Origin of the sequence: Pseudomonas putida, assembly GCF_028682455.1 — a bacterium.
GTDB classification, from domain to species: Bacteria; Pseudomonadota; Gammaproteobacteria; order Pseudomonadales; family Pseudomonadaceae; genus Aquipseudomonas; species Aquipseudomonas putida_AA.
The window spans coordinates 52,423-74,269 of record NZ_JANHLD010000003.1 but is presented as its reverse complement, the minus strand read 5'-3'; the positions used below and the strand labels follow the sequence as shown (position 1 = coordinate 74,269).

General features: G+C 54.9%; 26 protein-coding genes and 2 pseudogenes. 15 read left to right on the top strand and 13 right to left on the bottom strand.

The genetic code is table 11. The features are described from left to right. Positions 1 to 2 precede the first annotated feature (2 nt). Both NPS58_RS17460 and NPS58_RS17455 read left to right on the top strand, forming a co-directional pair. Entirely contained in the window at positions 3 to 854 is an 852-nt protein-coding gene (locus NPS58_RS17460) for a universal stress protein (RefSeq protein ID WP_024947943.1), read from the top strand. Positions 855 to 945: 91 nt separating this feature from the next. Continuing rightward, positions 946 to 1,479: an NUDIX hydrolase gene (locus NPS58_RS17455; protein ID WP_024947944.1), complete on the top strand. Its 534-nt coding sequence runs from the start codon at positions 946 to 948 to the stop codon at positions 1,477 to 1,479. 33 nt (positions 1,480 to 1,512) lie between these two features. Here the strand turns inward: NPS58_RS17455 and tnpC are convergent, their stop codons facing one another. The 3 genes from tnpC to tnpA form a co-directional block, all read right to left on the bottom strand. Next, on the bottom strand, positions 1,513 to 3,048 hold the full coding sequence (tnpC, locus tag NPS58_RS17450) for an IS66 family transposase (protein WP_009684098.1): 1,536 nt from the start codon (positions 3,046 to 3,048) through the stop codon (positions 1,513 to 1,515). Between the two features lie 61 nt (positions 3,049 to 3,109). Next, a complete protein-coding gene (tnpB, locus tag NPS58_RS17445; protein ID WP_009684097.1) occupies positions 3,110 to 3,445 on the bottom strand; it encodes an IS66 family insertion sequence element accessory protein TnpB in 336 nt (111 codons plus the stop codon). Further along, a complete protein-coding gene (gene tnpA / locus NPS58_RS17440; protein ID WP_009684096.1) occupies positions 3,442 to 3,774 on the bottom strand; it encodes an IS66-like element accessory protein TnpA in 333 nt (110 codons plus the stop codon). The genes tnpB and tnpA overlap by 4 nt, the downstream gene beginning before the upstream one ends. A gap of 190 nt (positions 3,775 to 3,964) precedes the next feature. Here tnpA and copC point away from each other — a divergent pair, with 190 nt between their 5' ends. Together copC and copD are read left to right on the top strand one after the other, a co-directional pair. Continuing rightward, positions 3,965 to 4,348 carry a copper homeostasis periplasmic binding protein CopC gene (gene copC / locus NPS58_RS17435; RefSeq protein ID WP_274116602.1) on the top strand — a complete coding sequence of 128 codons (384 nt, stop codon included), beginning with the start codon at positions 3,965 to 3,967 and terminating at the stop codon, positions 4,346 to 4,348. 2 nt (positions 4,349 to 4,350) lie between these two features. Continuing rightward, on the top strand, positions 4,351 to 5,286 hold the full coding sequence (copD, locus tag NPS58_RS17430) for a copper homeostasis membrane protein CopD (protein ID WP_274116601.1): 936 nt from the start codon (positions 4,351 to 4,353) through the stop codon (positions 5,284 to 5,286). A 51-nt stretch (positions 5,287 to 5,337) separates the two neighbouring features. Here the strand turns inward: copD and NPS58_RS17425 are convergent, their stop codons facing one another. Then, on the bottom strand, positions 5,338 to 5,784 hold the full coding sequence (locus NPS58_RS17425; protein ID WP_274116600.1) for a DUF411 domain-containing protein: 447 nt from the start codon (positions 5,782 to 5,784) through the stop codon (positions 5,338 to 5,340). Between the two features lie 276 nt (positions 5,785 to 6,060). Here NPS58_RS17425 and NPS58_RS17420 point away from each other — a divergent pair, with 276 nt between their 5' ends. Beyond that, positions 6,061 to 6,744: a heavy metal response regulator transcription factor gene (locus NPS58_RS17420; RefSeq protein ID WP_274116599.1), complete on the top strand. Its 684-nt coding sequence runs from the start codon at positions 6,061 to 6,063 to the stop codon at positions 6,742 to 6,744. Then, positions 6,741 to 8,123 carry a heavy metal sensor histidine kinase gene (locus NPS58_RS17415; RefSeq protein WP_274116598.1) on the top strand — a complete coding sequence of 461 codons (1,383 nt, stop codon included), beginning with the start codon at positions 6,741 to 6,743 and terminating at the stop codon, positions 8,121 to 8,123. Before NPS58_RS17420 ends, NPS58_RS17415 begins: the two co-directional genes overlap by 4 nt. Before the next feature lie 293 nt (positions 8,124 to 8,416). Here the strand turns inward: NPS58_RS17415 and NPS58_RS17410 are convergent, their stop codons facing one another. Both NPS58_RS17410 and NPS58_RS17405 read right to left on the bottom strand, forming a co-directional pair. Continuing rightward, the gene (locus tag NPS58_RS17410; protein WP_274116597.1) at positions 8,417 to 9,088 is read right to left on the bottom strand and encodes a transmembrane anchor protein; all 672 of its coding nucleotides are present in this window, start codon (positions 9,086 to 9,088) and stop codon (positions 8,417 to 8,419) included. A gap of 12 nt (positions 9,089 to 9,100) precedes the next feature. After that, positions 9,101 to 9,838 carry a HupE/UreJ family protein gene (locus tag NPS58_RS17405; protein WP_187679971.1) on the bottom strand — a complete coding sequence of 246 codons (738 nt, stop codon included), beginning with the start codon at positions 9,836 to 9,838 and terminating at the stop codon, positions 9,101 to 9,103. A 513-nt stretch (positions 9,839 to 10,351) separates the two neighbouring features. Here NPS58_RS17405 and NPS58_RS17400 point away from each other — a divergent pair. The 4 genes and pseudogenes from NPS58_RS17400 (at position 10,352) to NPS58_RS17385 (ending at position 12,934) form a co-directional block, all read left to right on the top strand. Then, positions 10,352 to 10,651: a metal-sensing transcriptional repressor gene (locus NPS58_RS17400; RefSeq protein ID WP_032894820.1), complete on the top strand. Its 300-nt coding sequence runs from the start codon at positions 10,352 to 10,354 to the stop codon at positions 10,649 to 10,651. Positions 10,652 to 10,658: 7 nt separating this feature from the next. Beyond that, complete coding sequence (locus tag NPS58_RS17395) at positions 10,659 to 11,792, top strand: nickel/cobalt efflux protein RcnA (RefSeq protein ID WP_274116596.1); 1,134 nt, start codon at positions 10,659 to 10,661, stop codon at positions 11,790 to 11,792. Positions 11,793 to 11,803: 11 nt separating this feature from the next. Further along, positions 11,804 to 12,236: pseudogene (locus NPS58_RS17390) on the top strand (YqaA family protein). Then, positions 12,233 to 12,934: a TraX family protein gene (locus tag NPS58_RS17385; protein WP_274116595.1), complete on the top strand. Its 702-nt coding sequence runs from the start codon at positions 12,233 to 12,235 to the stop codon at positions 12,932 to 12,934. Before NPS58_RS17390 ends, NPS58_RS17385 begins: the two are co-directional and overlap by 4 nt. A 41-nt stretch (positions 12,935 to 12,975) precedes the next feature. Here the strand turns inward: NPS58_RS17385 and NPS58_RS29655 are convergent. Next, positions 12,976 to 13,224, bottom strand: a pseudogene (locus NPS58_RS29655) (MFS transporter); the annotation flags it as partial. Between NPS58_RS29655 and NPS58_RS17375 the strand changes: the two are divergent. Beyond that, a complete protein-coding gene (locus tag NPS58_RS17375) occupies positions 13,218 to 13,469 on the top strand; it encodes an FAD-dependent oxidoreductase (RefSeq protein ID WP_425313082.1) in 252 nt (83 codons plus the stop codon). The pseudogene NPS58_RS29655 and the gene NPS58_RS17375 overlap by 7 nt on opposite strands. A gap of 142 nt (positions 13,470 to 13,611) precedes the next feature. Here the strand turns inward: NPS58_RS17375 and NPS58_RS17370 are convergent, their stop codons facing one another. From NPS58_RS17370 to NPS58_RS17355, 4 genes are all read right to left on the bottom strand, one after another. Beyond that, on the bottom strand, positions 13,612 to 14,478 hold the full coding sequence (locus tag NPS58_RS17370; RefSeq protein WP_105753634.1) for an isocitrate lyase/PEP mutase family protein: 867 nt from the start codon (positions 14,476 to 14,478) through the stop codon (positions 13,612 to 13,614). A gap of 134 nt (positions 14,479 to 14,612) precedes the next feature. Continuing rightward, complete coding sequence (ttdB, locus tag NPS58_RS17365; protein ID WP_046815804.1) at positions 14,613 to 15,221, bottom strand: L(+)-tartrate dehydratase subunit beta; 609 nt, start codon at positions 15,219 to 15,221, stop codon at positions 14,613 to 14,615. After that, positions 15,218 to 16,117: a L(+)-tartrate dehydratase subunit alpha gene (gene ttdA / locus NPS58_RS17360; protein ID WP_080956980.1), complete on the bottom strand. Its 900-nt coding sequence runs from the start codon at positions 16,115 to 16,117 to the stop codon at positions 15,218 to 15,220. Before ttdA ends, ttdB begins: the two co-directional genes overlap by 4 nt. Positions 16,118 to 16,136: 19 nt before the next feature. Then, the gene (locus NPS58_RS17355) at positions 16,137 to 17,465 is read right to left on the bottom strand and encodes a dicarboxylate/amino acid:cation symporter (protein ID WP_046815806.1); all 1,329 of its coding nucleotides are present in this window, start codon (positions 17,463 to 17,465) and stop codon (positions 16,137 to 16,139) included. A gap of 188 nt (positions 17,466 to 17,653) precedes the next feature. Between NPS58_RS17355 and NPS58_RS17350 the strand changes: the two genes are divergently transcribed. Further along, positions 17,654 to 18,568, top strand: a complete 915-nt coding sequence (locus tag NPS58_RS17350) for a LysR family transcriptional regulator (RefSeq protein ID WP_046815807.1) — start codon at positions 17,654 to 17,656, stop codon at positions 18,566 to 18,568. 423 nt (positions 18,569 to 18,991) lie between these two features. On the opposite strand, the gene NPS58_RS17345 is transcribed toward NPS58_RS17350, so the two are convergent. Continuing rightward, positions 18,992 to 19,459, bottom strand: coding sequence for a helix-turn-helix domain-containing protein (locus NPS58_RS17345; RefSeq protein WP_046815808.1), 468 nt, complete (start codon positions 19,457 to 19,459; stop codon positions 18,992 to 18,994). 330 nt (positions 19,460 to 19,789) lie between these two features. Here NPS58_RS17345 and NPS58_RS17340 point away from each other — a divergent pair, with 330 nt between their 5' ends. The 3 genes from NPS58_RS17340 to NPS58_RS17330 all read left to right on the top strand — a co-directional run bounded on the left by NPS58_RS17340 (position 19,790) and on the right by NPS58_RS17330 (position 21,269). Further along, positions 19,790 to 20,398 carry a hypothetical protein gene (locus NPS58_RS17340; RefSeq protein ID WP_274116594.1) on the top strand — a complete coding sequence of 203 codons (609 nt, stop codon included), beginning with the start codon at positions 19,790 to 19,792 and terminating at the stop codon, positions 20,396 to 20,398. A gap of 243 nt (positions 20,399 to 20,641) precedes the next feature. Further along, a complete protein-coding gene (locus NPS58_RS17335; protein ID WP_274116593.1) occupies positions 20,642 to 21,049 on the top strand; it encodes a hypothetical protein in 408 nt (135 codons plus the stop codon). 13 nt (positions 21,050 to 21,062) lie between these two features. After that, positions 21,063 to 21,269 carry a hypothetical protein gene (locus NPS58_RS17330; RefSeq protein ID WP_274116592.1) on the top strand — a complete coding sequence of 69 codons (207 nt, stop codon included), beginning with the start codon at positions 21,063 to 21,065 and terminating at the stop codon, positions 21,267 to 21,269. 14 nt (positions 21,270 to 21,283) lie between these two features. On the opposite strand, the gene NPS58_RS17325 is transcribed toward NPS58_RS17330, so the two are convergent. After that, positions 21,284 to 21,841 (bottom strand): hypothetical protein, encoded by a 558-nt coding sequence (locus tag NPS58_RS17325; RefSeq protein WP_274116591.1) that lies wholly within the window; start codon positions 21,839 to 21,841, stop codon positions 21,284 to 21,286. Positions 21,842 to 21,847 lie beyond the last annotated feature (6 nt).

Below are 21,847 nucleotides of genomic sequence, written 5' to 3'. Positions count from 1 at the left end.
CAATGACCCACGTAATGGCATGCATTGATAACTCACAATCCTCATTGGCGGTCTGCGATTACGCAGCATGGGCCTCGCAACGACTCAGCGCTCCCCTGACCTTGCTTCATGTGCTGGATAAGGAGAAGTATCCTGCATCCGCTGATCTTAGCGGCAATATCGGTCTCGGTAGCAGAGAACATCTACTGGAAGAGTTGGCCACGCTGGATGCGCAGCGGGCAAAACTGGCCTTGGAGCATGGGCAGCACATGCTTGAAAAAGCTCGCGAGCGAACAGTCCACTCTGGCGCCATGTCACCCGATATGAAGCAGCGCCATGGCCATCTCGTCGAGAGCCTGAGCGATCTCCAAGACGATATTCGGTTACTGGTGATTGGAAGAGTCGGTGAGGACAGCACGCGCAGTGCCCAAAGTCTTGGCAGCCAGATTGAAGCGGTAGTCCGAACTATCCACCGCCCCATCCTGATTACAACCAGCCATTTCAGGAAACCTGAAACGGTCATGGTGGCATTTGACGGCAGTGCTACATGCCACAAGACCGTACAGATGCTTGCTTCAAGCCCGCTGTGTGAAGGCCTGCCAATTCATATCGTCATGGTTGGAGCGGATTCTGAAGACAACCAGAACGCGCTGGAGAAGGCACGAACCACGCTTGCCTCTTCCGGCTCGCTGGTGCATACCGAGATCCGCCCAGGCGAAGTAGAGTCCACACTGCATGCGTATCAGGCAGAGCACGGCATTGACCTCTTGGTCATGGGGGCGTACGGGCACTCACGCATCAGGCAGTTTCTGATAGGTAGCACGACCACGACGATGCTGCGAACATCCACTTTACCCGTATTGCTGCTTCGCTGAGCCAGTTCCACTGGCCACAGTATTTCCAGAACTGCGGAAATGCCGTGGCCACCCTGGACGATGACTAACTGATCTTGCCGTAACGAGCCCCATGCAACTCATAACTGAAATTGTTCACCCCGAGCTGAAATCCAAGCAGGGCAGAGTATTCCGTCGACATGCAGCACGCGGCATCGTGATGCGGGGTGAGCAGATCCTGTTGCTGTTCACCGAGCGCTATAACGACTTCAGCTTTCCTGGAGGCGGCCTTGATGTTGACGAGGACATTGTCACAGGCCTGAAGCGTGAGCTGGAGGAAGAGACTGGTGCCCGTGAAATACAGGTGCTCCAGCACTACGGTTACATCGAGGAGTACCGGTCCTACTGGAAGCCACAGTACGATCTGATGCACATGACCTCGCATTTTTATCAATGCGAAGTAGCGCCCCAGCTAGAGCCCGTGAGAATGGAAAGCCACGAAATCGCTAATGGTATGCGGCCTGTCTGGATCAACCTGCATGAAGCAATCACGCACAATGAAGCCGTTATGCAGCGGCACGAGTCTTCGATGGGGCAATCAATTCTGCGCGAAACCTACATGCTGAGAAAAGTCGCTTCCGAATTGTTGATGCCAATCAGCCTTTGAGCTGACTATTTGGCGAAGTCCACTTAGCCTGCCTCAGGCAAGCATCCAATGCTGCGGGAGTAATTGCGTGATTTCGCTCGCCCGCTGTGTCGGAAGCCGCATCAGTACATCCTTGAGATAGGCATACGGATCGTGCCCATTCATACGCGCCGACTGGATCAGGCTCATGATTGCCGCCGCCCTTTTTCCACTGCGCAGCGACCCGGCAAATAACCAGTTCGAGCGCCCAAGCGCCCACGGCCGGATCAAATTCTCGATCTGGTTATTGTCGATGGGCACAGCACCATCTTCCAGGTAGCGCGTCAGCGCTACCCAGCGTTTAAGGCTGTAATCCAGGGCCTTGGCCGTGGCCGAACCCTCGGGCACAAGTTCGCGTTGGGCCAACATCCACTCATGCAGTTTTTCAGCGATGGGCACCGCTGTTTCCTGACGTAATCGCCAGCGGGCTTCGTCGCTCATTTCCTTGGCGTGTCGCTCGACTTCATACAACCCGCCAATCGAGTGAAGCGCCTGCTCCGCCAACTGGCTTTTATTGGCTGCATGCAGGTCGAAGAATTTGCGGCGTGCATGGGCCATGCAGCCGATTTCGGTGATGCCCAGCTCGAAGCTGGCCTTGTAGCCGGCGAAGTCATCGCAGACCAGCTTACCGTTCCACGTGCCCAGGAAGTTACGCGCATGTTCGCCGGCACGGCTGGGGCTGAAGTCGTAGACCACGGCCTTTAGGGCCGAGAAAGGCGTGGTGCTATAGGCCCACACGTAAGCGCGGTGGGTTTTCTTTTCGCCTGGTGCGAGCATCTGAACCGGGGTCTCATCGGCGTGGATCACGCCCTGGGCCAACACATGCTCACGCAGCGCATCGACCAGAGGCTGGAGCTGCACACCGGTCTGTCCGATCCATTGCGCCAGTGTCGAACGGGCGATGGGCAGTCCGGCCCGACCAAAAATCTTCTCCTGCCGGTACAGCGGTAAATGGTCGGCGAACTTCGCCACCATCACGTGGGCCAACAGGCCTGCGGTCGGGATGCCCTTGTCGATCACTTGGGCCGGTACAGGCGCCTGGATCAGTGTTTCACACTGACGACACGTCCATTTTCCACGCACATGCCGCTCAACTGTGAACACGCCCGGAGTGTAATCGAGCTTCTCGCTGACGTCTTCGCCGATTCGCTGAAGCTGGCAGCCGCACACGCACTGAGTATTCTCTGGTTCGTGACGGATCACGGTTCGCGGAAACTGCGGCGGCAGTGGTGCACGCTTGGGCTTATGACGTGGCTCGGCCGGTGCGGCCGGCGGATTGGCTGCCTTCAGCTCGGCTTCGATAGCTGCGATATCGGTATCGAGCAGATCATCAAGCAGACTGCCTTGGTCGGGGCTCAGTTGCTCGCTGCGCTTGGCGAACTTGTGTCGCTTGAGGATGGCGATTTCATGAGCCAGTTGCTCGTTGACCGTTTCGAGGCGTTGGATTTTCTGGCTCATGGAGTCGACCTGGGACAGCAACTGCATAGCCTGTTCGGCCAAGCCGCGCAGCTGTTCCGGTGTCATCTGGTCGAGATTGGGCGAGGAAGTCATGCCGCTGATTGTGTCAGAGTAGGTCGTCAACAGCGATAAACCGATGGGCTAATGGCAGGGGCTAAAGCACTGTGATCGCGCTGCCTGCGCCGACCCGCTGCCACGGCAAACCCAGTACCAAGGCTTGAAGTTGCTCGTTATCGAGTTCGACTTCCGATCCGTGACGGATGCCGGGCCAATGAAACTTGCCTTGGTTCAATCGTCGCGCTGCCAGCCAAATGCCCACACCGTCATGCACCAAGACTTTCATTCGGTTGGCACGGCGATTAGCGAAGAGGTATGCGCAGTGCGGCTTCGCCACACCGAACACCGCGATCACCCTGGCCAGCGCGGTCTCGGTACCGGCGCGCATGTCCATAGGCTCGGTGGCAAGCCAGATGGCATCGATCCGAATCATTCCAACAGGTCTCGCAGAAAGGTGGCACAGGCGACAGCGCTTTCGGTCGGCCAGTTCACTTTGACGGTGCCACGCGGGTGCTGGATTTCAATGCAGATACTTGATGAAGCTGCCTGCGAATGTCCTCCGGCTAGCGGCAAGGGCACTGGAATGAAAGCAGGTTGCAGCGCCATGGTTTTGTTCGTGAGTACCCTAATCCATTTATGTACGAGGTTCGCGTTAAGGCTGTGCTTCTGCGCGACGCTGGCAATCGATGCGCCGGGCTGGGCGCACTCTTGGACAACTTGGGCCTTGAAGGATTTTGAATAGGAACGGCGTTGTGACTGCATGGAAAGACCCGCTTAAAAGGCTAGAAATGGTGTCCACTTAAATTAGGTGGACACCATCGCCTTTGGCGTCGGGGTCAGGAAGGTGAGTTGGCCGGACGGTTACGTCCGAGTGTGGTTCTAAATCGAAGTTAGCGGCACCAAATAATTACCTAACCTCATTACAACAGCTAAGCGCTGTGAGGAGCCTTGCATGTCTGTTTTCAAGTCCTGTGTTGTTGCCGTCGCTATTGCATCCAGCCTACTGCTCAGTGCAGTTGCGCAAGCTCACCCAAAGTTGTTGTCTTCAACTCCGGCTGAAGGTGAGAACGGTCAGGCCCCAGCAAAAATTGAGCTGCACTTTTCCGAGAATTTGGTAACCCAGTTTTCCGGAGCCAAGTTGATCATGACCGACATGCCTGGTATGCCAAACTCACCTATGGGTGTGAAGGCGAGCGTGGCCGGCGGCAGTGATCCTAAAACGATGATCGTTACCCCTGTCTCACCCCTCACAACCGGCACCTATAAAGTGGAGTGGCGAGCCGTTTCGTCCGACACCCACCCGATCACCGGCGCCGTAACGTTCAAAGTGAAATAAGTATGAGCGACTCATTAAATGTGGTGCTGCGATTCGCGCTCTACTTAGACCTGATGCTCCTGTTCGGCCTAGCAGTCTTCGGGCTTTACAGCTTTCGGGGAAAAGAGCGCGTCTCAGGCGCGGTGTTGCATTTTGGGTCGCTAATACCTGGCATCGCTGCTGTTGGTGTGTTTTTGTCGATAGCCACCTTCATCGTCATGGCAAAAAATATGAGCGGCGCATCCGACTGGGCGGAGCTGCAACCTCATCTGGAAATGATGTTGTACGAGACTGAGATTGGCTATAGCTGGATGACGCGCGTGATCTCGCTGGCAGCGGTGATTTTTGTCGCAAGTCAGAGCACGCGATGGCCAACAGGGAGCCTCTGGGTTGCGACCTTGGCAGGCGGCATCGCTTTGTCTACGCTCGCGTGGACAGGTCATGGGGCGATGGACGAAGGTACTCAGCGATTCTGGCACTTTGCAGCTGATATTCTGCATCTCCTCGCCGCTGGCGGCTGGATCGGAGCTCTCGCGGCCTTTAGTCTCATGTTGAGGATTAAAGGGGCTAATTCGGAGCAACTCGTTAGAGTGCTGTCACGAGCGCTTAAAGGATTCGAAACAGCGGGCGGATTTATTGTTGGCACAATCATAATTACTGGCGTCGCTAATTATCTCTTCATTGTCGGGCCGACAGTGATCGAACTCGTAACTAGCACCTATGGCATTCTTCTGATAATTAAAGTTTTGCTTTTCGCCGGCATGATTGGACTTGCTACCCTCAATCGTTTCTACCTGAGTCCCTCACTAGAGCGCGCTCTAGAAGCAGGGGATTACTGGATGGCAGCAACTGCTTTGAAGAAAAGTGTCTTGATCGAAGCGACCTGTGCTGTCGTCATCGTTTGCTTGGTGGCTTGGCTAGGAACATTGAGCCCCTCAATCGAGATGGCTCAAGGGTGATCCAGGAGCTAGATCCGAGCGACCCCGAGGGTACTCAGATCTTGACATCGATTATCGACTGATCGGGTAGTCAGCGAGCACCTCTTGCGCACCTGCCTTGGTGAGCCCCAGGACTTGATAAGGTTGATGAGTCTGGCCGTAGTCCATACCAGGAGAACCTGCCGGCATGCCTGGCACTGCAACTCCTGCGAGGTCTGAACGCCCCGTCAGTTTCTTGATTTCATCCGCTGGGACATGACCCTCCACGAATTTGCCGTCGATTACAGCCGTATGGCATGAAGCGAGTCCCTGTGGCACGCCCAAGTTCTGCTTGATAGCGTTCATGTTGGTTTCCACGTGGTCGACCACCTTGAATCCATTCGATTCGAGGTGCTTGACCCACTCCTTGCAGCATCCGCAGTTCGCGTCACGATGCACATCGATTGTGAGCGGCTCAGCTGCCTGCGCGACACCACAAATCATCAAGGCCACGGCGAGCGATAGCTTTCGTTTGAACATTCGATGTACCTCGTAGCGTTTTAGTATGCGGTTGCTCTGCAAGCCCTAGTCTTGGCCAGCAGCCGTGCTTCCGCAGTGGTTGGAGGTAGGTTAAGCGCAAAAAGCTCAGATCGCTGATTACATTTTTGTAAGCCGCCTGACAGCCGCTGTCATCGGACGCCGGCCTATCGTGAATGGGAGGTATGTGTTGGCTGTTGAGGCAATTACATTTACGTAAGCTTGCGCACTGTTGTCAGATTGGTAGCACACTAGAACACCGCAAACCGGAGCCTGGGCATGAAACTCTTGGTCGCAGAAGACGAACCCAAAATCGGAATGTACCTACAGCAGGGTCTGGTGGAGGCTGGCTTCACTGTTGACCGGGTTGTGACGGGAACAGAGGCGTTGCACCATGCGTTAAATGAGACCTATGACCTTCTGATCCTGGACATAATGATGCCCGGCCTGGACGGCTGGGAGGTCATTCGATCTGTCCGCACAGCCGGGAGCTCAGTTCCTGTTTTGTTTCTGACAGCCAGGGATGGGGTTGATGACCGGGTCAAAGGATTGGAACTAGGAGCGGACGATTATCTAGTCAAACCTTTCGCATTTTCCGAATTGCTTGCTCGCGTCAGAAGCTTGCTCCGCCGTGGTTCAGCCGTACCCAACCAAACATCTATCAAAATCGGCGATCTGGAGGTCGATCTTCTGAAACGACGTGCCTCCCGCTCAGGTCGACGCATTGACCTCACCGCCAAAGAATTCTCCCTCTTAGAACTCCTTATGCGCCGTAGAGGGGAAGTCCTGCCAAAATCACTGATCGCATCGCAGGTTTGGGATATGAACTTCGACAGTGATACCAACGTGATCGAAGTAGCAATTCGCCGGCTCCGGGCCAAAATCGATGATGATTTCGACACTAAGCTGATTCAGACCACCAGGGGAATGGGCTACATGCTAGATGCGCCGGATACTGAATGAAGCGTGTATCTCTTACCTTCCGTTTGAGCATGATGTTTGTCTGTGCCGTGGTAGCCGTGCTGGTTGTAGCAGGCTTTACCTTCGATGCGTTTAGTAGACATCACTTCAAAGTGCTCGACCGTCAAGCGATGACGGAAAAGCTCGTATCCATTCGGCAAATCATGGATGGCGAGGCCGGCTCCGTAGACTCTTCAGAAGTGGTGTTACAACTGCAAGCCCTGCTGGGCGCCCATCAGGAGCTTTCAGCATCGATTGTCACCAACGGAGGGAGGACGATCTTCGCTACTCCCAACGGAACTGCACAGCCTACCGCTGAGGTTCATGAGGCTGGGGAAGGTTTGTTGGCGTGGACGGCTGGCGGCCATACGTATAGGGGCATGAAGGCCCAAGTTCATTTAGTGAATGAAGCTGAGCCACTAACCGCATGGTTAAGTATGGATATCACCAGTCACATGCACTTCGTTGAAACTTTGCGTTGGTGGCTGGTCATTGGGCTGGCTATCAGCGCTCTGGTCAGCGCAGCGTTAGGGTGGCTGGTGGCGCGCAGCGGGTTAAAGCCGGTCGCACAGGTGACGCAAGTCGCGGCCTCAATGTCAGCCGGTTCGCTGAAAGAACGCATCCCGATGGACTCGGTGCCTCGTGAGCTTGAGAGCCTTGTCTCTTCTTTCAACGCCATGCTTGCTCGCCTTGAAGAGTCTTTTGTTCGGCTGTCCAACTTTTCAGCCGATATTGCGCACGAGCTACGAACCCCTATCAGCAATCTGCGTACACACACCGAAGTCATCCTTTCAAAGAAACGTGCACCGGACACTTATGAAGAGAATCTCTATTCAAACCTGGAGGATCTGAACCGACTCTCCAGCATTATTGACGGCATGCTTTTCTTAGCAAAATCGGACAACGGTCTGGTTCTACCTGCCAAAGAGAAAGTCGAGTTGCGTTCGGTGGTCGAAAAACTTTTCGAGTATTACCAGTTGCTGGCAGAAGACACCGGAGCAAAGCTACAAGTCTCCGGACACGGCGCGGTCTATGGTGACGGTACGATGTTGGATAGGATGATCTCGAATTTACTTTCTAATGCGCTCAGGTATACCCCTCCTGACTGCACTGTCTCCGTAAAAATCGAGTCGTTGGGTAGCATGATCAGCGTGTCAGTGACGAATCTCGGAGAGGAGATAGCAGCAGAGCATCTGCCCCGCCTGTTTGACCGCTTTTACAGAGCTGATCCCGCACGTAGAGATGGTGCTACAAACAATGCTGGGCTAGGTTTGGCAATCGTCAAATCATTGGTTGACGCCCATGACGGCACCGTCGGATGCGTCTCCAGAGACTGCCATACGACCTTCGTGATCCGCTTACCTGCGTGGCCTGCTGACTAAGAACAAAAGAAAGCTCGGGCGGCCCTTCTTGGTGGAACAAGGCCGCATTGCGGCCTTGTTTATTTATGGCGTCACTCGTGTGAATGACCGTGTTCGGCGCTCTCGGAGGTTGCGTTTTTTTCACCACCACCGCACGCGGTCATCAAGCCTAGGAAGCAGATCAGGAGCATCGAACGGATCAAGGTTGTTGGGGTGTTCATTGGAAGACTCTTCATAAATGAATGAAATTGAATGGCATGTGGGCAACCTGAACTCAGCCTCTCTGGCAGTAGAGCAGCCTTCGCTGCTCCGGATTACTGTTTGACGCCCAAGTAATCGCCGTTGGTTTTCAGTGAGATAGTCACGTCCTGGTTGCTGCGATTACGCCAAAACCAGCCATGAGTGCCGTCAAAAATTGCGGTGAACTGCCCCTTGTTATCTTTGACTTGCCTGTCTTTTCCGTAACTATGGAAGTAGCCCTTTTCACCGTTGTACGGCTCGCCGTGAGTCTCGTAATTTACTGGCCCACCAACCGCAGTCCATTCATAGCTAACAGTCTTGCCTTTGAGGACTTCAAGTTTGATTTCTTTCCCTTCGCCAGGCTTGAGCGTGACGGTCATTTGATCCGTTTTCAAAGTAGGGGCAGGTGTCGCCACCGGTTTCGCAATCGGTTGGACTTGCGCAACCTCCGGAGCTGGAGCTGGAGCTGGAGCTGGAGCTGGAGCTGGAGCCGATGCCGATGCCGATGCCGATGCTTGCGGCGGAGCTGCATCCGCTAAAGCCTCTTGGGCAAGGATGATCTTCAATTCGCCCATTTGGGTCAGTCCCAGTGCTCGGCCCACACCCGTTGGATCGACGGCATATTCCGAAGGCATAACCACTGTCACCAGCAGGCCGACCGCAGTCAGCAGGGCAATAACAGTGGAGCGCACCAGTTTGCGAGTGCTTGGCAATTCATTAACAGTTGGAAGCGGAGTATTGAACATGGTCAGAATTCCTTACGCGGAGACAAACAGGCCGGTGATCTGGTAACCCATCAAGAGGAAACCGGCACTCATCATGGCGACGTTGGCGGTATAGGCGTGGCGCCAAAAACTGCCGGTGCGCCGCCAATAACCCATCAAAATGAGAATCGCGCTGAGGGCCAGTAACTGGCCGATCTCAACACCAACGTTGAAGGCGATCAGGTTCGGAATCAGGCCATCAGGTGAGATCTCGTATTCCTGGATCTTCGTCGCCAGACCAAAACCGTGGAGCAAGCCGAAGATCAGCGTGGCCACTTTGGTGTTGGGTTGGAAACCGAACCAGCGCTGGAATGCGCCCAGGTTGTCGAGCGCCTTGTACACCACCGAGAAGCCGATGATGGCGTCGATGATGTACGAGCTGATGCTGACCTCTGTAAGTACGCCAAGCAGCAGCGTGACCGAATGGCCTACAGCGAACAGCGTGACATACAGCCCCACGTCTTTCAGGCGATAGAGGAAGAAGATCACCCCGAACAGAAACAGCAGGTGGTCGTACCCGGTCATCATGTGCTTGGCGCCCATGTAAATGAAGGGCAGCAACATGACGCCGGAGCTTTCCTGGATGAAGCCTTTGTCACCTTCCGCGACGGCGTGAGCCATCGCCTCGGGCATTCCCAGGAAAAGTGCAGCGACAAGTAAAAACAACAGCAATACGGGGCGGTGCAAAGGCGCAGTAAACGCGCCGACGCCGCTCATCGAGTACGAATGCATATATCAATCCTACGTTGCAGAGATCGAAGGCCGCAGTGCGGCCAAGGTCAAGATGCGAACGAAGGACGGGGTGGACGCTCGATCAAGAATATCGGCGGCAGGGGAATAGAGTCTCGAAGCGCATCGACCCGGATGGATAGCATTGGGGATGTCGCCAGCATCAACGCCGCTGTGAGTTGCGGTGTTTCGTGCTGGTGATCAGGGGTCAATGGCGAATGGTAGTGATCTGAAAGACTCGAGTAGCTGGCTGAGGCCTCTTCGCCGTGCGAGTGATGGGCGTCTTGCGCGATCTCCCAGACTGGCTGTTCCGACGCCACTGATAACGAATAGGTATGCCCGGCCCACGCCACCAACATGGCGAGAGCAAGCGCGATTACCACCGTAGTTGTCAGTGTTCTGCTGAACATGGCGTTAGGGTTTCAACTCGGTTTATAGGGCTTTTACGCGTTTGACCGCATCCCCCTGGGGGGGATAGGATGCCAGCGTAATTCATTGAGGCCTGAGGCTCAAGTCATGAGTGAGCACGAACACGAACACAGCCATCCCCACACCCACCAAAGTCATGAGGCGATCATCAAACGTCTCAAACGGGCGGATGGGCATTTACGCGGCATCATCACCATGATCGAAGAGGGTCGTGAGTGCGTGGACATCGCCCAGCAGCTGCATGCGGTTGAAAAAGCAGTTTGCCAGGCCAAACGTACGCTCATCCAGGATCACATTGATCACTGCCTGGAGGATACCGTTTCGGCGCTAGGCAATGGCGAGCGCGCACCACTGGAAGCTTTCAAGCAAATCACCAAGTACCTCTAGGTCTGACATGCCCAATTTCGCTGAACTGCTGCAACAAGGCGGGGCTCACGCCTGGCTGTATTTTCCGAGCGCGATCCTGCTCGGCGCCTTGCATGGCCTGGAGCCGGGACATTCCAAAACCATGATGGCTGCCTTCATCGTAGCCATCCGTGGCTCGGTCAAACAGGCTGTTTTGTTAGGTTTGGCCGCGACGTTGTCGCATACCGCAGTGGTGTGGTTGGTCGCCATCGGCGGCATGTACCTGGGCAAAGGCCTGGATGCGCAAACCACTGAGCCGTACTTCCAACTTGCCTCTTCTGCACTGATTATCGTGATTGCGCTATGGATGCTCTGGCGCACTTGGCGCGGCGAGCAGATGTTCAAGTTCGAGCAAGCTGATGACCACCACGGTTCGCATGACCACGATCATCATGATGAAACTCATCGAATCGATACCGGCCACGGGCGCATCGAACTGTCGATTTTTGAAGTGGGTATGCCACCGCATTGGCGCCTGAAGACATTGACCGGACATGCCTGGGCTGCCTCAGATGTTCGCCTGATGACTACCCGTCCAGACGGCAGCACCCAGTCGTTCTCTTTCGTCGAGCGCGAAGGCTTCCTGGAATCGGCAGTCGATATTCCGGAACCTCATGAGTTCAGTGCTCGCTTGAGCCTTGGGCATGCGGGCCACTCCCATGATTATGATCTGGACTACCAGGAGCATGATCACGAGCATGCGCATTCCGAACTGGAAGGTCTGGAGTTGTCGATTGATGGCTACCAGGATGCGCACGAGCGCGCACATGCCAACGATATCCGTAAGCGCTTCACCAATCGTGAGGTCACCACGGGCCAGATCGTCGTGTTCGGTTTGACGGGCGGTTTGATTCCTTGTCCTGCTGCCATCACCGTTCTGTTGTTGTGTCTTCAGGTCAAAGAAGTGGCGCTAGGTGGCATGCTCGTTGTGTGCTTCAGCATCGGCTTGGCGATCACTTTGGTGACGGTGGGTGCTGCTGCGGCCATTGGTGCTAGACAGGCGTCCAACCGCTGGCCATGGTTGGGCACTGTTGCTCGCCGCGCACCTTACCTGTCCAGCGTGCTGATTATTGGAGTCGGCCTCTACGTGGGCATCCACGGCTGGGTTGGTTTGAACGCATAAGGTGAAGATGAGTGTTTGAACTCACCAGCTACCTTGGTCTGTTTCTGGCGGCATTCGGTGCCGCCACGCTGCTGCCGATGCAGTCTGAAGCGGTACTGGCTGGAATGTTCCGATCAGTACGTCGCTTCAACGCTCTTGGCGGTCGCCACCCTTGGCAACGTTCTTGGCTCTGCATTGAACTGGATTCTCGGTCGCTCCGTTGAGCGATTGCGCCACAAGCGCTGGTTCCCGGTGAGCGAGAGCAAGCTTGAAAAGGCCCGGAATTCCTACCTGCGCTACGGGCGCTGGTCGTTGCTGCTGAGCTGGGTGCCGATCATTGGCGATCCGCTGACAATCGTCGCCGGAGTCATGCGCGAGCCACTCTGGAGCTTCGTGCTGATTGTCACCCTGGCCAAGGGCGTGCGTTATCTCGTGCTGGCCGCCGTCACACTGGGGCGGGCATGACAACGGCTCATACGACCCAGCATGCCTTGCTCAGGAGCCGAAGCAGCAGCCTGGGTCTGATCAAGTGGGTGGCGATGCTGACCACTCTGTTCATTCCGGGGCGGCTCTCTTTTCCGCTGTTCTGCGTCGCCATTGCTGCCAATTTGGTGCGCTCTAAGCCAGGTGAATTAATGACTGTCGCGAACGGTCGATACCTCGCGTTGATGCTGTTGTTCGCCGCCATTTCAGAAGTGCCTTATCGCTACATCAGCACCTCGGGATCGTTCAACGTATTGGTTACGCTGGTGTTAGGGCTGGTGATTGCCTGGGGTTGGCAGCATCGTACCTTGTTGAGCGGCGTTATGGCGTTGATTGCCGCCATAGTTGCCTATGGGCTGGATGATCCACTGATGTATGGCTTCTACGGTGCACTCGTTCCTGCGACTGTCTTGTTGGCGATCAAGAGGCCCGGCATTCTTTGGTTGCTGCCAGCGACTCTATGCCTGTTGATCAACACCCGCAGCAGCATATTGGCCAGGGCGATGGATTTTGAGACCTATTCATTGCTGGCTTTGAGCACTGCGTTCGCTGCTCCCCTGATCGGACTCTGGCTTCTGCGTCAGGCCTTCACCTTCAAGGTCTGGCCGGTGCGGCAATGGGGCTACTGGTTTTATCCCGGCCACCTTGCCGCTCTGCAAGTCCTACGGTTCCTGGTCTGAATATCCGCCAACCAGCCTTAGCAAATCTTAGGAATTTACGATCACCCGTTGGGCCATCGGCGATGCTGATCATCGATCACGTGTGGGTGTTCGTGATCGACGCCATTTTGGCCGTCGAGGTGAGTGTGATCGTCCTGCAGGTTCTCATGGGCGTGTTTGATCGACTCTTGGTCATGAGCCGGACGCCAGATCACAATGCTGACCAGCAGTGCGCTACCGGCCACGACAGCGAGTCCAACAAACGACGCGGTGAGGCTGATGTTGGCACCCAGCCATCCCGCCAATGGGTATCAGCTCACCCGAGACATTAAGTGGTGCACCCATCGCCGAGTACAAACCAGAGCTACTTGTCCGAGGCAACCTGGCGATTCTCGGTGACGCTGCCCATGTTATCTGGCCTATGACAGGTCGAGGTCTTTTGACTGGAATGGAAGACGCGTCAATATTGGCACAGCTACTGGAAACCCGTAATCCCAAAGATTCGTTTGCATCAGTGCTGAGTAGTTACGAGCAAGCACGACTGCCCTTCATTTAGGGCCGGGTGATCCATTCTATGAGCATCAGTACAGGGTATCGCAGGCTTGCTGTAGTAGAGAGGAAGTAGAATTGAACACGACAGACTAGGCATTCCTCCCACTTCCCAATCGTAAAGAGCCTCACGCAAACGGAATGAATGGTTATCCCGTCACGCTCATGAATTCTTCTGCCCAAGTGATGTATTCATTCGGAGAGGTGTATCGGTGGGACAACTCCGAGGGAGTCAGATTGTCCTTGTCGGCAATCTCACGCTGTGCCCGTAAGCTATCGTAGGTTGCTTTGATCGCAGCAAAACAAGCAGCATGCCCGTTCACCACAATGCGCACGCCAAGTTGGCTGAGGCGTTGCTGGTCGCGCAATGCGGCATTGCCGTAGGTAACCAGCATCAGCGGTATCCGCAGACCCTCGGCAATCGCTTCGAGATGCTCGAAGTCCCGCACGCCAACCAAACAAATTCCATCAGCCCCCGCATCTTGATAGGCCCCAATACGCTTGATGACTTCGGTGAGCGGTTGCGCGCTGGCGTGGGTACGAGCGATCAGGGCCAATTCAGCATCTTGACGAGCTCGCTGAGCGGCTCGCAGTTTGCCGATGCCTTCCTCGATGCTAATAAGAGAAAAGGCTGGGCCTCCAAACGGAGCTGGCAGGAGAGTATCTTCCAAGGTCAATGCAGCAATGCCGACGCGCTCCAGCTCCGTTACGGTACGCATGACGTTAAGGGCGTTGCCGTACCCGTGATCGGCATCGGCAATCACTGGCAGCTGGGCGACCCGACCGATACGCCTTGCCTGCTCAACAAATTCGCTCAACGTGATCAGCGCGATATCGGGGGCACCGAGCACATGCAGCGAGGCAACCGAACCGCCAAGGATACCGACCTCAAAGCCGAGATCGGCAGCTATACGGGCTGACAGAGGATCGAAGACGGAGGCGGTTGTGAGTGACTTCTGGCCGGCAAGGAGGGCTCGGAAAATTTTGCGCAGTTCGTGAGGACTGGTTTTATGCATGGCAATCTCTGTAGTTTACATTGAGGTACGCCGTGCAACTACCTGGAGGGCAATGCGCTCGTCGTTGCGACGGCGGTGCAAACTGTCGGGCGAGTGCCAGGCCAAAGCGTGATCGCTATGGCCGGGCAACTGGTTCACTTAATGAAGCGCACCTGACTGTTGATCTTCTCGATCACCGCGCCTTTACGTTCGTTGAAGCGCAGTTTGTTTTGCTCGAACAAATTGTTGCCCTTGGTATCGATGGAGATGATCAGCGGGCCGAATTCGCGTACTCGGTTCACCCATAGAGTCTCCGGCATACCAAGGTCTTGCCATTCCGCTCGAACAATTTCCTCGACTTGAGTCGCCGCCAGTACCGCGCAGCCGCCGGGGAAAACAGCATGCACCGCTTTGTTCTCCAGGCAGCCTGTGGTCGTTTCCGGCCCCATCCCGCCCTTACCAACGATCAACTTTACGCCGGTTTGCTCAATAAACTCTTTCTCGAACTTTTCCATCCGCATGCTGGTGGTCGGGCCGATGGAGACCATCTCGAAACTGCCATCGTCTTTTTTGCGAACAATTGGCCCCGCGTGGAAGATCGCCCCACCACGCAGATCTACCGGCAACTCGCGCTTGAGCTCGATCAAGCGGCGGTGCGCGACGTCACGGCAGGTCACCAACTGGCCGGTCAGGTAAACCACGTCACCAACGTTCAGGTCAGCCAGATCCTCGTCCTTGATTGGCGTATTCAGTATCTTCTTCACAGAACTACTCCTTCATGGGAGAGGATGTCGTAGGACAAGTCGGCGTTGATTCGGATCTTGCCGCGACGGTGGGCCCAGCAACCAGTGGATACGGCCACACCGATGGTCGAAGGGTGGCGCGCCGAAGACTCGATGTTTACTCCCATTACGCTACTGTTGCCGGTCAGACCCTGCGGGCCAATACCGATTTCATTGAGGCCATCCTCCAGCAGCTTTTCCATCATCGCAGCGCTTTCGTTCGGATGGCTGGAGTCCACTGGACGCAGGATCGCCAGCTTAGATAGACGCGCGGCGGTTTCCACCGAGGTGGACACGCCCACGCCGACCAACAGTGGTGGGCAAGCATTGATACCCCGCGAGGTGATCACATCGAAGACGAACTCGGTCACGCCTTCATAGCCTTGGCCGGGCATCAGAACCTTGGCCGAGCCTGGCAGAGTGCAACCGCCGCCAGCCATGTACACATCAATGATCGCGTGGTCGGCGTCAGGAATGATTTGCCAGTCCAGCCATGGAATCTTCGAACCAGTATTGGTACCGGTGTTTTTCTCGATAAAGGTCTCCACGGCGTTGTGACGCAGTGGGCCCTTAATAGTCGCCTCCTTTGTCGCATTCTCCAGGATGCCCTCCAGGTCACTCAGTAGTGGGAACTGGGCTCCAGCAGAGATGAAATACTGAATCACACCAGTGTCCTGGCAGCTGGGACGATTCAGCTTGTCGGCGTACTCCTGGTTGTCAGCCATCGAGTCGTAGACAGCAATGGCCAACGGATTAGTTTCCGCTGCCCGCAACTTCGCAGTCTTCTCTTTCACGTCCTTTGGCAAGCGCTTGCCGATGTACGCGGTGAACTTCGCCATCACGTCGGTTAGTGATTCAACAGCTGCTTCTTTATCCACGATTACTCTCCTAACTGCATCACAAGGCTGATTTGACCGGACTCGACATATTGAGCGGCGATGCTTCCTGTACCTGGTTTTGCTCAGGCACGATTCCGCCGTCTAATACGAAGTCCACTCTTTTCTTATCGAGAGCACCAACCCACTTGGCGATTGCCATGGTGCCGACTGCGTTACCGATGGTGTTGGTGATGGCCCGTGCTTCGGACATGAAGCGGTCGACGCCCAGCAGGAGCACCATGCCGGCTACCGGAATGTTGTCCATCGTTGCCAGAGTGGCAGCCAACGTGATGAAACCCGAGCCTGTCACGCCCGCCGAGCCCTTGGAGGTCAGTAACAGGACGCCCAGAACGATCAACTGATCCATTAGAGTCAATGGGGTGTTGGTAGCCTGAGCAATGAAAATGGCCGCCATGGTGTAGTAGATGCACTGACCATCAGGGTTGAAGGTCAAGCCGGAAGGGATAACCAGGCCTACTACCGGCTTGGATACACCAACTCTCTCAAGCTTGGTCATCAACTGCGGTACCACCGACTCCGAGGAACTGGTGCCCAGTACGGTGAACAGTTCTTCCTTTATGTACTTGAGAAACTTCCAAAGACTAAAGCCCGACAAGCGCGAGATGAAACCGAGAATGATCACCACGAACAGGAAGCAGGTGATGTACATGGTCGCCATCAGTTTACCGAGCGAAACGATGGAGCCTAGACCGTACTTGCCGACAGTGAAGGCCATCGCGCCACATGCAGCCAACGGAGCGACTCGCATGATCATGCCGACGATGTGGAACATGCCGTGGGAAAAGGCTTCAAGCACATCGACTACGGGTTTACCGCGTGGGCCAAGGTGGGACAGCGCGATGCCGAAGAGGGTTGAGAAAAGCAGGATCGGCAGAATCTGGTTCTTCGCGAAGGCGTCAGTAATGCTGGCCGGGATCACACTCATCAGGAAGTCGGTGAATCCGCCAGAGTTGCTTGCAGCGGAGGTGTAGGTAGAAATGCTCGCAATGTCGAGTGTGGAAGGATCGACGTTCATCCCCTCGCCAGGCTTCACGAGATTCACCACAATTAGGCCCAGCACCAGCGCGAAGGTGGACAGAATTTCAAAGTAGATAAGGGCCCGTACCCCGACTCTACCGAGCTCTTTCATGTTCTCCATTTTGGCGATGCCGAGCACCACCGTGGCAAAAATGATCGGTGCGAACACCATCTTGATGAGTTTGATGAAGGCGTCGCCCAAGGGTTTGAGGTCGATGCCGATCTGGGGCCAAAAAACACCGAGCAGGATGCCGACGGTAACGCCGATCAAAACCTGGACGTAGAGCTTCCCAAGGTATCGCATAGCCATTTATCTCCGCTTTATTTTTGTGAGTCGGATTTTTTATTGGCATCTGCGGGCTCTATCCATAGCTAGGAACGGCTATATGGCAGTAGAGAGCGCAGGTGTGTCATAGGTAATCACCCCTATAAATTAATGGTTTTTTCAAAAAGGTGTAATACACTGGAATTAACTACATTGTTTACTTTGAGTTAATTATGAGTCCTATATCGGAGCTGGCTTTTTTCACTCTGCTTATGAGGGTCGGAAGCCTTGCAGCTGCTGCCCGCGAGATGAACCTGACACCACCAGCTGTCTCCAAACGGCTCAACCTTCTGGAAAGCCGGCTCGGGGTTCGATTGCTCAATCGCACCACTCGTAGCATTAGCCTTACAGCAGAGGGCGAACTCTATTTGATGAGCGCTCAACGGATCCTCGACGAAATTAACGAAATGGAACGCCAGGTTTCCAGCAGCCGTGCCGAACCGAAAGGCCTGCTGCGCGTGAATGCGCCTTTGGGCTTTGGCCGTACCCATGTTGGGCCTGCAATCTCGTCATTCGCTAAGCGCTATCGCGATATCGAAGTGCAGCTGCACCTAACCGACCGCCCGATCAACCTGCCGGATGACGCTATTGACGTCGCCATTCGCTTTGGTGAACTTCCCGACTCGCGATTGATTGCCCGCAAGATTGCAACGAATCGGCGGCGACTGTGCGCTACCCCGGCTTATTTGGAGGCGTTTGGTTATCCGGAAAAGCCTAAAGACTTGGCGCAGCACTCATGCATTGTGTTGCGCCAGAATGACGCGGCGTTTGGTAGTTGGCGGTTCAACCGTGGCAAGTTGACCGAAACAGTCAAGGTCGGGGGAAGCCTTAGCACCAATGATGGTGAGGTGGCACTCAAGTGGGCTCTTGACAGTCATGGCATTCTGATGCGCGCTGAGTGGAACCTCGCGGGACACTTGCGCTCTGGGCGTTTGGTGGAGGTGCTGAGTGATTACGAAACTCCGTCTGCGGATATCTATGCGGTGTACCTGGAGCGGCTCAATCTATCTGCTAAAGTGTCGTTCTTTATCGAGCACCTGCGCGAGTTTTTTCGGAGCAAGTCTGACAGTTCAGAGGCATGGCCATAGAGCCATCTTTTTTGTAATGGTCAGGCGGTGGATTATGGGCGGGGTCTCAATCCTAGCCTGCTGTCAGCACCATAGACATTTAACGATTGTGCTGAAGAAATCAGAAAGATTCGTTGTGCCATAACCCAATAAAAGATGCCTTCAGATTGGTGTTAATTCTCAAGAGATCTATTGCGCCTTCAACTTTAGTAGACATTATTACCCGCGACCGGGGCGCGCAGGCCTATACCGAGTTTCATTCGTCGATGGAAATAACCAGAGCAAGCGGAGCGCGCAGGCCAGAAAGGCCGGAGGCGCGAGGATGGAAGCCCAAAGGGCCATGACTTGGTGTTAGTCATGGCATGGTTTACGACAGCCGACCCGATAGGGCGCGCCATAAACCGCGATTTGCTTAGATTGCAGGATTGCTGATGTTCTGCAGACTTATGTATTCCAATATTTTTGGACTGTGCTTCTGGCAATGCCTAGCTTTTCAGCGATTGTTTTCCTGTCGAAACCTTGCGCTTTCAAGGCTCGAATGTATTCCGCATTAAGCGGCTGCTTAGGCTTTCCCTGGGAGCGCTTGATGAGCTTTCCATCACTGAATTGCTCCTCTACCAACTGCCACCCTCCGGACATCTCGAATTCCCTGATTTGCAAGGCAGTACGTTGCAAAACCTCCGAAGGGAGTTCCTCACCTTGGGCCGCTATGGCTAGGGTGACCATGGTCAGCAGATCGAGACCGAGGTGGTCAGCGATTTCATCGAGCTTCTCCAGCGTCGGATTCGCTCGTGCCTGCTCTAGCATACCGACATACGTCCTATGGGTTGCCCCTGCCAGTTCGTCGTAGTTCAGCCCCTGGTGGGCTCGAGCTCCGCGCAATGCCCCTGCCAGCGCTTCTTTCAGATGCATGAGTCGGATCCTCAAAAGCGAGGATAGAGCCATGCGATGTGCATTCCGATAAACAGAGCATACTGATATTATCGTGGCGCACAGCCAAATTGCATGTCTCTGCTCGGGCACTGCTAGGTCGGGTTTGCCTGATGGGGGTGGAGCACAGGAGGGCTTTAGTGTTTGTGGGCGCGGAGACAGAACGACGCCTCTGTTCACATCGAAGACTAAGGAGCGGAAGCGATAGGCGAGTTGGATGAACTAAGACTCGGAGTTGTGTTTCCTGAGTGTTTCAGCACCGACAGCAAAAGCCCGATGTGATTTAGGCGACTCTGAGTGCCCTGCGCATTCATGTTGCCTGCAGTAATGCACGGAGTAATTTTTCTAATAGGAGATTTAGAAAATATGTTTGTAGATTGTCTAAAAATGTCTGGGAACCTTGAAGATATTCGTGTCTTCAAGCAAAACAGTGACGATATTGAAGTTATTATGAAGATTGACGGCGTCGTAATTCCTAACATAATCGTCCCTATTTCCCTTTTCGAGGAGATTGAGAAAGGACGGCACTGGGAGTTTTATGGCATCTTCAAAAAATCAAAGGATAAAGTGAAGAACAAAGGGATAATTTACGCGATTAAGCCAGCTGGCGGCAGCATCAAGTCCGTAACAAAACTCCGCTTCACTGTGCCGGGAATGATGGCCTTCGGTGCAATCCTCGCTTATGCACTGACTTATATTCTCACCTGGGCTGTAGCCATCATGCCGATGGCCGCTAAAGCCGATAATATTCCCGAAGCATTCGGACATATACACGACTTGGCATTACTCGTTGCGATGCTTCCTGTCCTGTTCTTCTTGATTTGCGCCGTGAATTTCATACGTAAAACTGGGAATCTCGAGGCTTGGCCTGCTACTGCGCCAAGTGTCGTCATTGAGCGATTCAGCAAACTCCATAAATAACGCAGCAGGTGGCGCATAGGTGCCACTTGTATGTGCTTCAAGGACGCGTTGGTTTTCCCTCCACCCCATCTGCAGCGCCAGTAGTGGGTGCGAGCGGAGCGCGCAAGCCGGCACGGCTGAAGGCGTGAGGATGAAAGCCCCGAGGGCCGAGACGTGACTTGTTACGGCTCGGTTCACAGCCCTCCGCCAACGGCGGTACGCCACAACAACCGCCCAGCTTCAACCGACCTGAAAGAGACTGAAATGACCCACGATGAACTCCGAAAGCTTGAGCGCACTAGGCGGAGAGCGCTATGGGAGATTGCCAGATTCCTTCCAGGTGACCCCGAGGCAGCTGACGCCTTAGCCATCCTTGATGACCTCGACGACCAGGAGCGAGGCGGCACGCCCTCAATGGGTGAGTCACTCGAGCTCAATGAAGTTCGTGCCTCTGTCCCGGTGCAGCATCACAACTGCGGCATCGATATCGTCTTGGAAATGACCATTCCACAGCCATGGAGGGAGCGTTTCCAGCAGGCGAGCATCGGTTCGACACGGGTGGTCGAAGGGCCTTACGCAACGGACTGGGAAAAATTCCTGGCTAGGTGGGAAGCAGAGATGTGGCACCTAGAGCAGCATAGAGCCGCGAGACGCAAACCTAGAACAGGTTGAGGGGGCTGCAGGCATGGCAGAAGACGACGATGACACTGTGTATTGCGACATTCAGATGCCGGTGGATCAAGGGAGAGAATTGCTGGAGTTGGTAATTGCGTTGCGAGAATCGAAAGCACATCCTCGTCTCGATAAAGTCTTCGAGCACATGCAAGACGAACTCAGCACCTCAATCAATATCATCGAGAACCCGCCCTCCTGGGGGCCGTGGTGCCAGTAACACCCTGACTACCATCAGAGCTCTGCATCCCATGCATCCATGGCCTCACTCACAGTCGCGTACCACTGAAGCCCACCACCTTGTAAGGCATTTGCAACTTGCCTGATCGTATTGCCGTCGATCCAAGTCGGGAGACTCTCTATGGCTTCTGTGAACAGACTGGCTGTAGCGATAGCGAATCGGCCCGTACTCGTGCACTGGAGGCACACGTAGCGCACAGCAGCGCCACTAGAGAGCCGCCGCCAAGTCACCACCTCCATACAGTCCAAGGCGCGCACTGGAGCCTCTACGGCGGGACTCTCATCCTGTTCCACCTGGACGTGTACCGCTGCTTTGAATGACCTGCCAGGCGCACTAGGTTTGTGGACGAGATGCTTGAGCTGCTCACGTGAGGCGATGATGTGTTCGCGGAACTCTTCGGGGTCGATAGACATGCCACCCCGGTCAGTCACCGAGAGGGTCTTCAAAGAGTTCGCCGCCAGGATGAACTCGCGTTCACGCGCCTTCTCCCGCTCGGGGCGGCGGTCGGGACTAATGACGTTCCAAAGGCTTGTAAGCAGCTTCAATGACATACTCCT

Coding starts and splice junctions, on each gene's coding strand:
- NPS58_RS17460 (WP_024947943.1), top strand. CDS start 3: ATGACCCACGTAATGGCATGCATTGATAACTCACAATCCTCATTGGCG.
- NPS58_RS17455 (WP_024947944.1), top strand. CDS start 946: ATGCAACTCATAACTGAAATTGTTCACCCCGAGCTGAAATCCAAGCAG.
- tnpC (WP_009684098.1), bottom strand. CDS start 3,048: ATGACTTCCTCGCCCAATCTCGACCAGATGACACCGGAACAGCTGCGC.
- tnpB (WP_009684097.1), bottom strand. CDS start 3,445: ATGATTCGGATCGATGCCATCTGGCTTGCCACCGAGCCTATGGACATG.
- tnpA (WP_009684096.1), bottom strand. CDS start 3,774: ATGCAGTCACAACGCCGTTCCTATTCAAAATCCTTCAAGGCCCAAGTT.
- copC (WP_274116602.1), top strand. CDS start 3,965: ATGTCTGTTTTCAAGTCCTGTGTTGTTGCCGTCGCTATTGCATCCAGC.
- copD (WP_274116601.1), top strand. CDS start 4,351: ATGAGCGACTCATTAAATGTGGTGCTGCGATTCGCGCTCTACTTAGAC.
- NPS58_RS17425 (WP_274116600.1), bottom strand. CDS start 5,784: ATGTTCAAACGAAAGCTATCGCTCGCCGTGGCCTTGATGATTTGTGGT.
- NPS58_RS17420 (WP_274116599.1), top strand. CDS start 6,061: ATGAAACTCTTGGTCGCAGAAGACGAACCCAAAATCGGAATGTACCTA.
- NPS58_RS17415 (WP_274116598.1), top strand. CDS start 6,741: ATGAAGCGTGTATCTCTTACCTTCCGTTTGAGCATGATGTTTGTCTGT.
- NPS58_RS17410 (WP_274116597.1), bottom strand. CDS start 9,088: ATGTTCAATACTCCGCTTCCAACTGTTAATGAATTGCCAAGCACTCGC.
- NPS58_RS17405 (WP_187679971.1), bottom strand. CDS start 9,838: ATGCATTCGTACTCGATGAGCGGCGTCGGCGCGTTTACTGCGCCTTTG.
- NPS58_RS17400 (WP_032894820.1), top strand. CDS start 10,352: ATGAGTGAGCACGAACACGAACACAGCCATCCCCACACCCACCAAAGT.
- NPS58_RS17395 (WP_274116596.1), top strand. CDS start 10,659: ATGCCCAATTTCGCTGAACTGCTGCAACAAGGCGGGGCTCACGCCTGG.
- NPS58_RS17385 (WP_274116595.1), top strand. CDS start 12,233: ATGACAACGGCTCATACGACCCAGCATGCCTTGCTCAGGAGCCGAAGC.
- NPS58_RS17375 (WP_425313082.1), top strand. CDS start 13,218: ATGGGTATCAGCTCACCCGAGACATTAAGTGGTGCACCCATCGCCGAG.
- NPS58_RS17370 (WP_105753634.1), bottom strand. CDS start 14,478: ATGCATAAAACCAGTCCTCACGAACTGCGCAAAATTTTCCGAGCCCTC.
- NPS58_RS17355 (WP_046815806.1), bottom strand. CDS start 17,465: ATGGCTATGCGATACCTTGGGAAGCTCTACGTCCAGGTTTTGATCGGC.
- NPS58_RS17350 (WP_046815807.1), top strand. CDS start 17,654: ATGAGTCCTATATCGGAGCTGGCTTTTTTCACTCTGCTTATGAGGGTC.
- NPS58_RS17345 (WP_046815808.1), bottom strand. CDS start 19,459: ATGCATCTGAAAGAAGCGCTGGCAGGGGCATTGCGCGGAGCTCGAGCC.
- NPS58_RS17340 (WP_274116594.1), top strand. CDS start 19,790: ATGTTGCCTGCAGTAATGCACGGAGTAATTTTTCTAATAGGAGATTTA.
- NPS58_RS17335 (WP_274116593.1), top strand. CDS start 20,642: ATGACCCACGATGAACTCCGAAAGCTTGAGCGCACTAGGCGGAGAGCG.
- NPS58_RS17330 (WP_274116592.1), top strand. CDS start 21,063: ATGGCAGAAGACGACGATGACACTGTGTATTGCGACATTCAGATGCCG.
- NPS58_RS17325 (WP_274116591.1), bottom strand. CDS start 21,841: ATGTCATTGAAGCTGCTTACAAGCCTTTGGAACGTCATTAGTCCCGAC.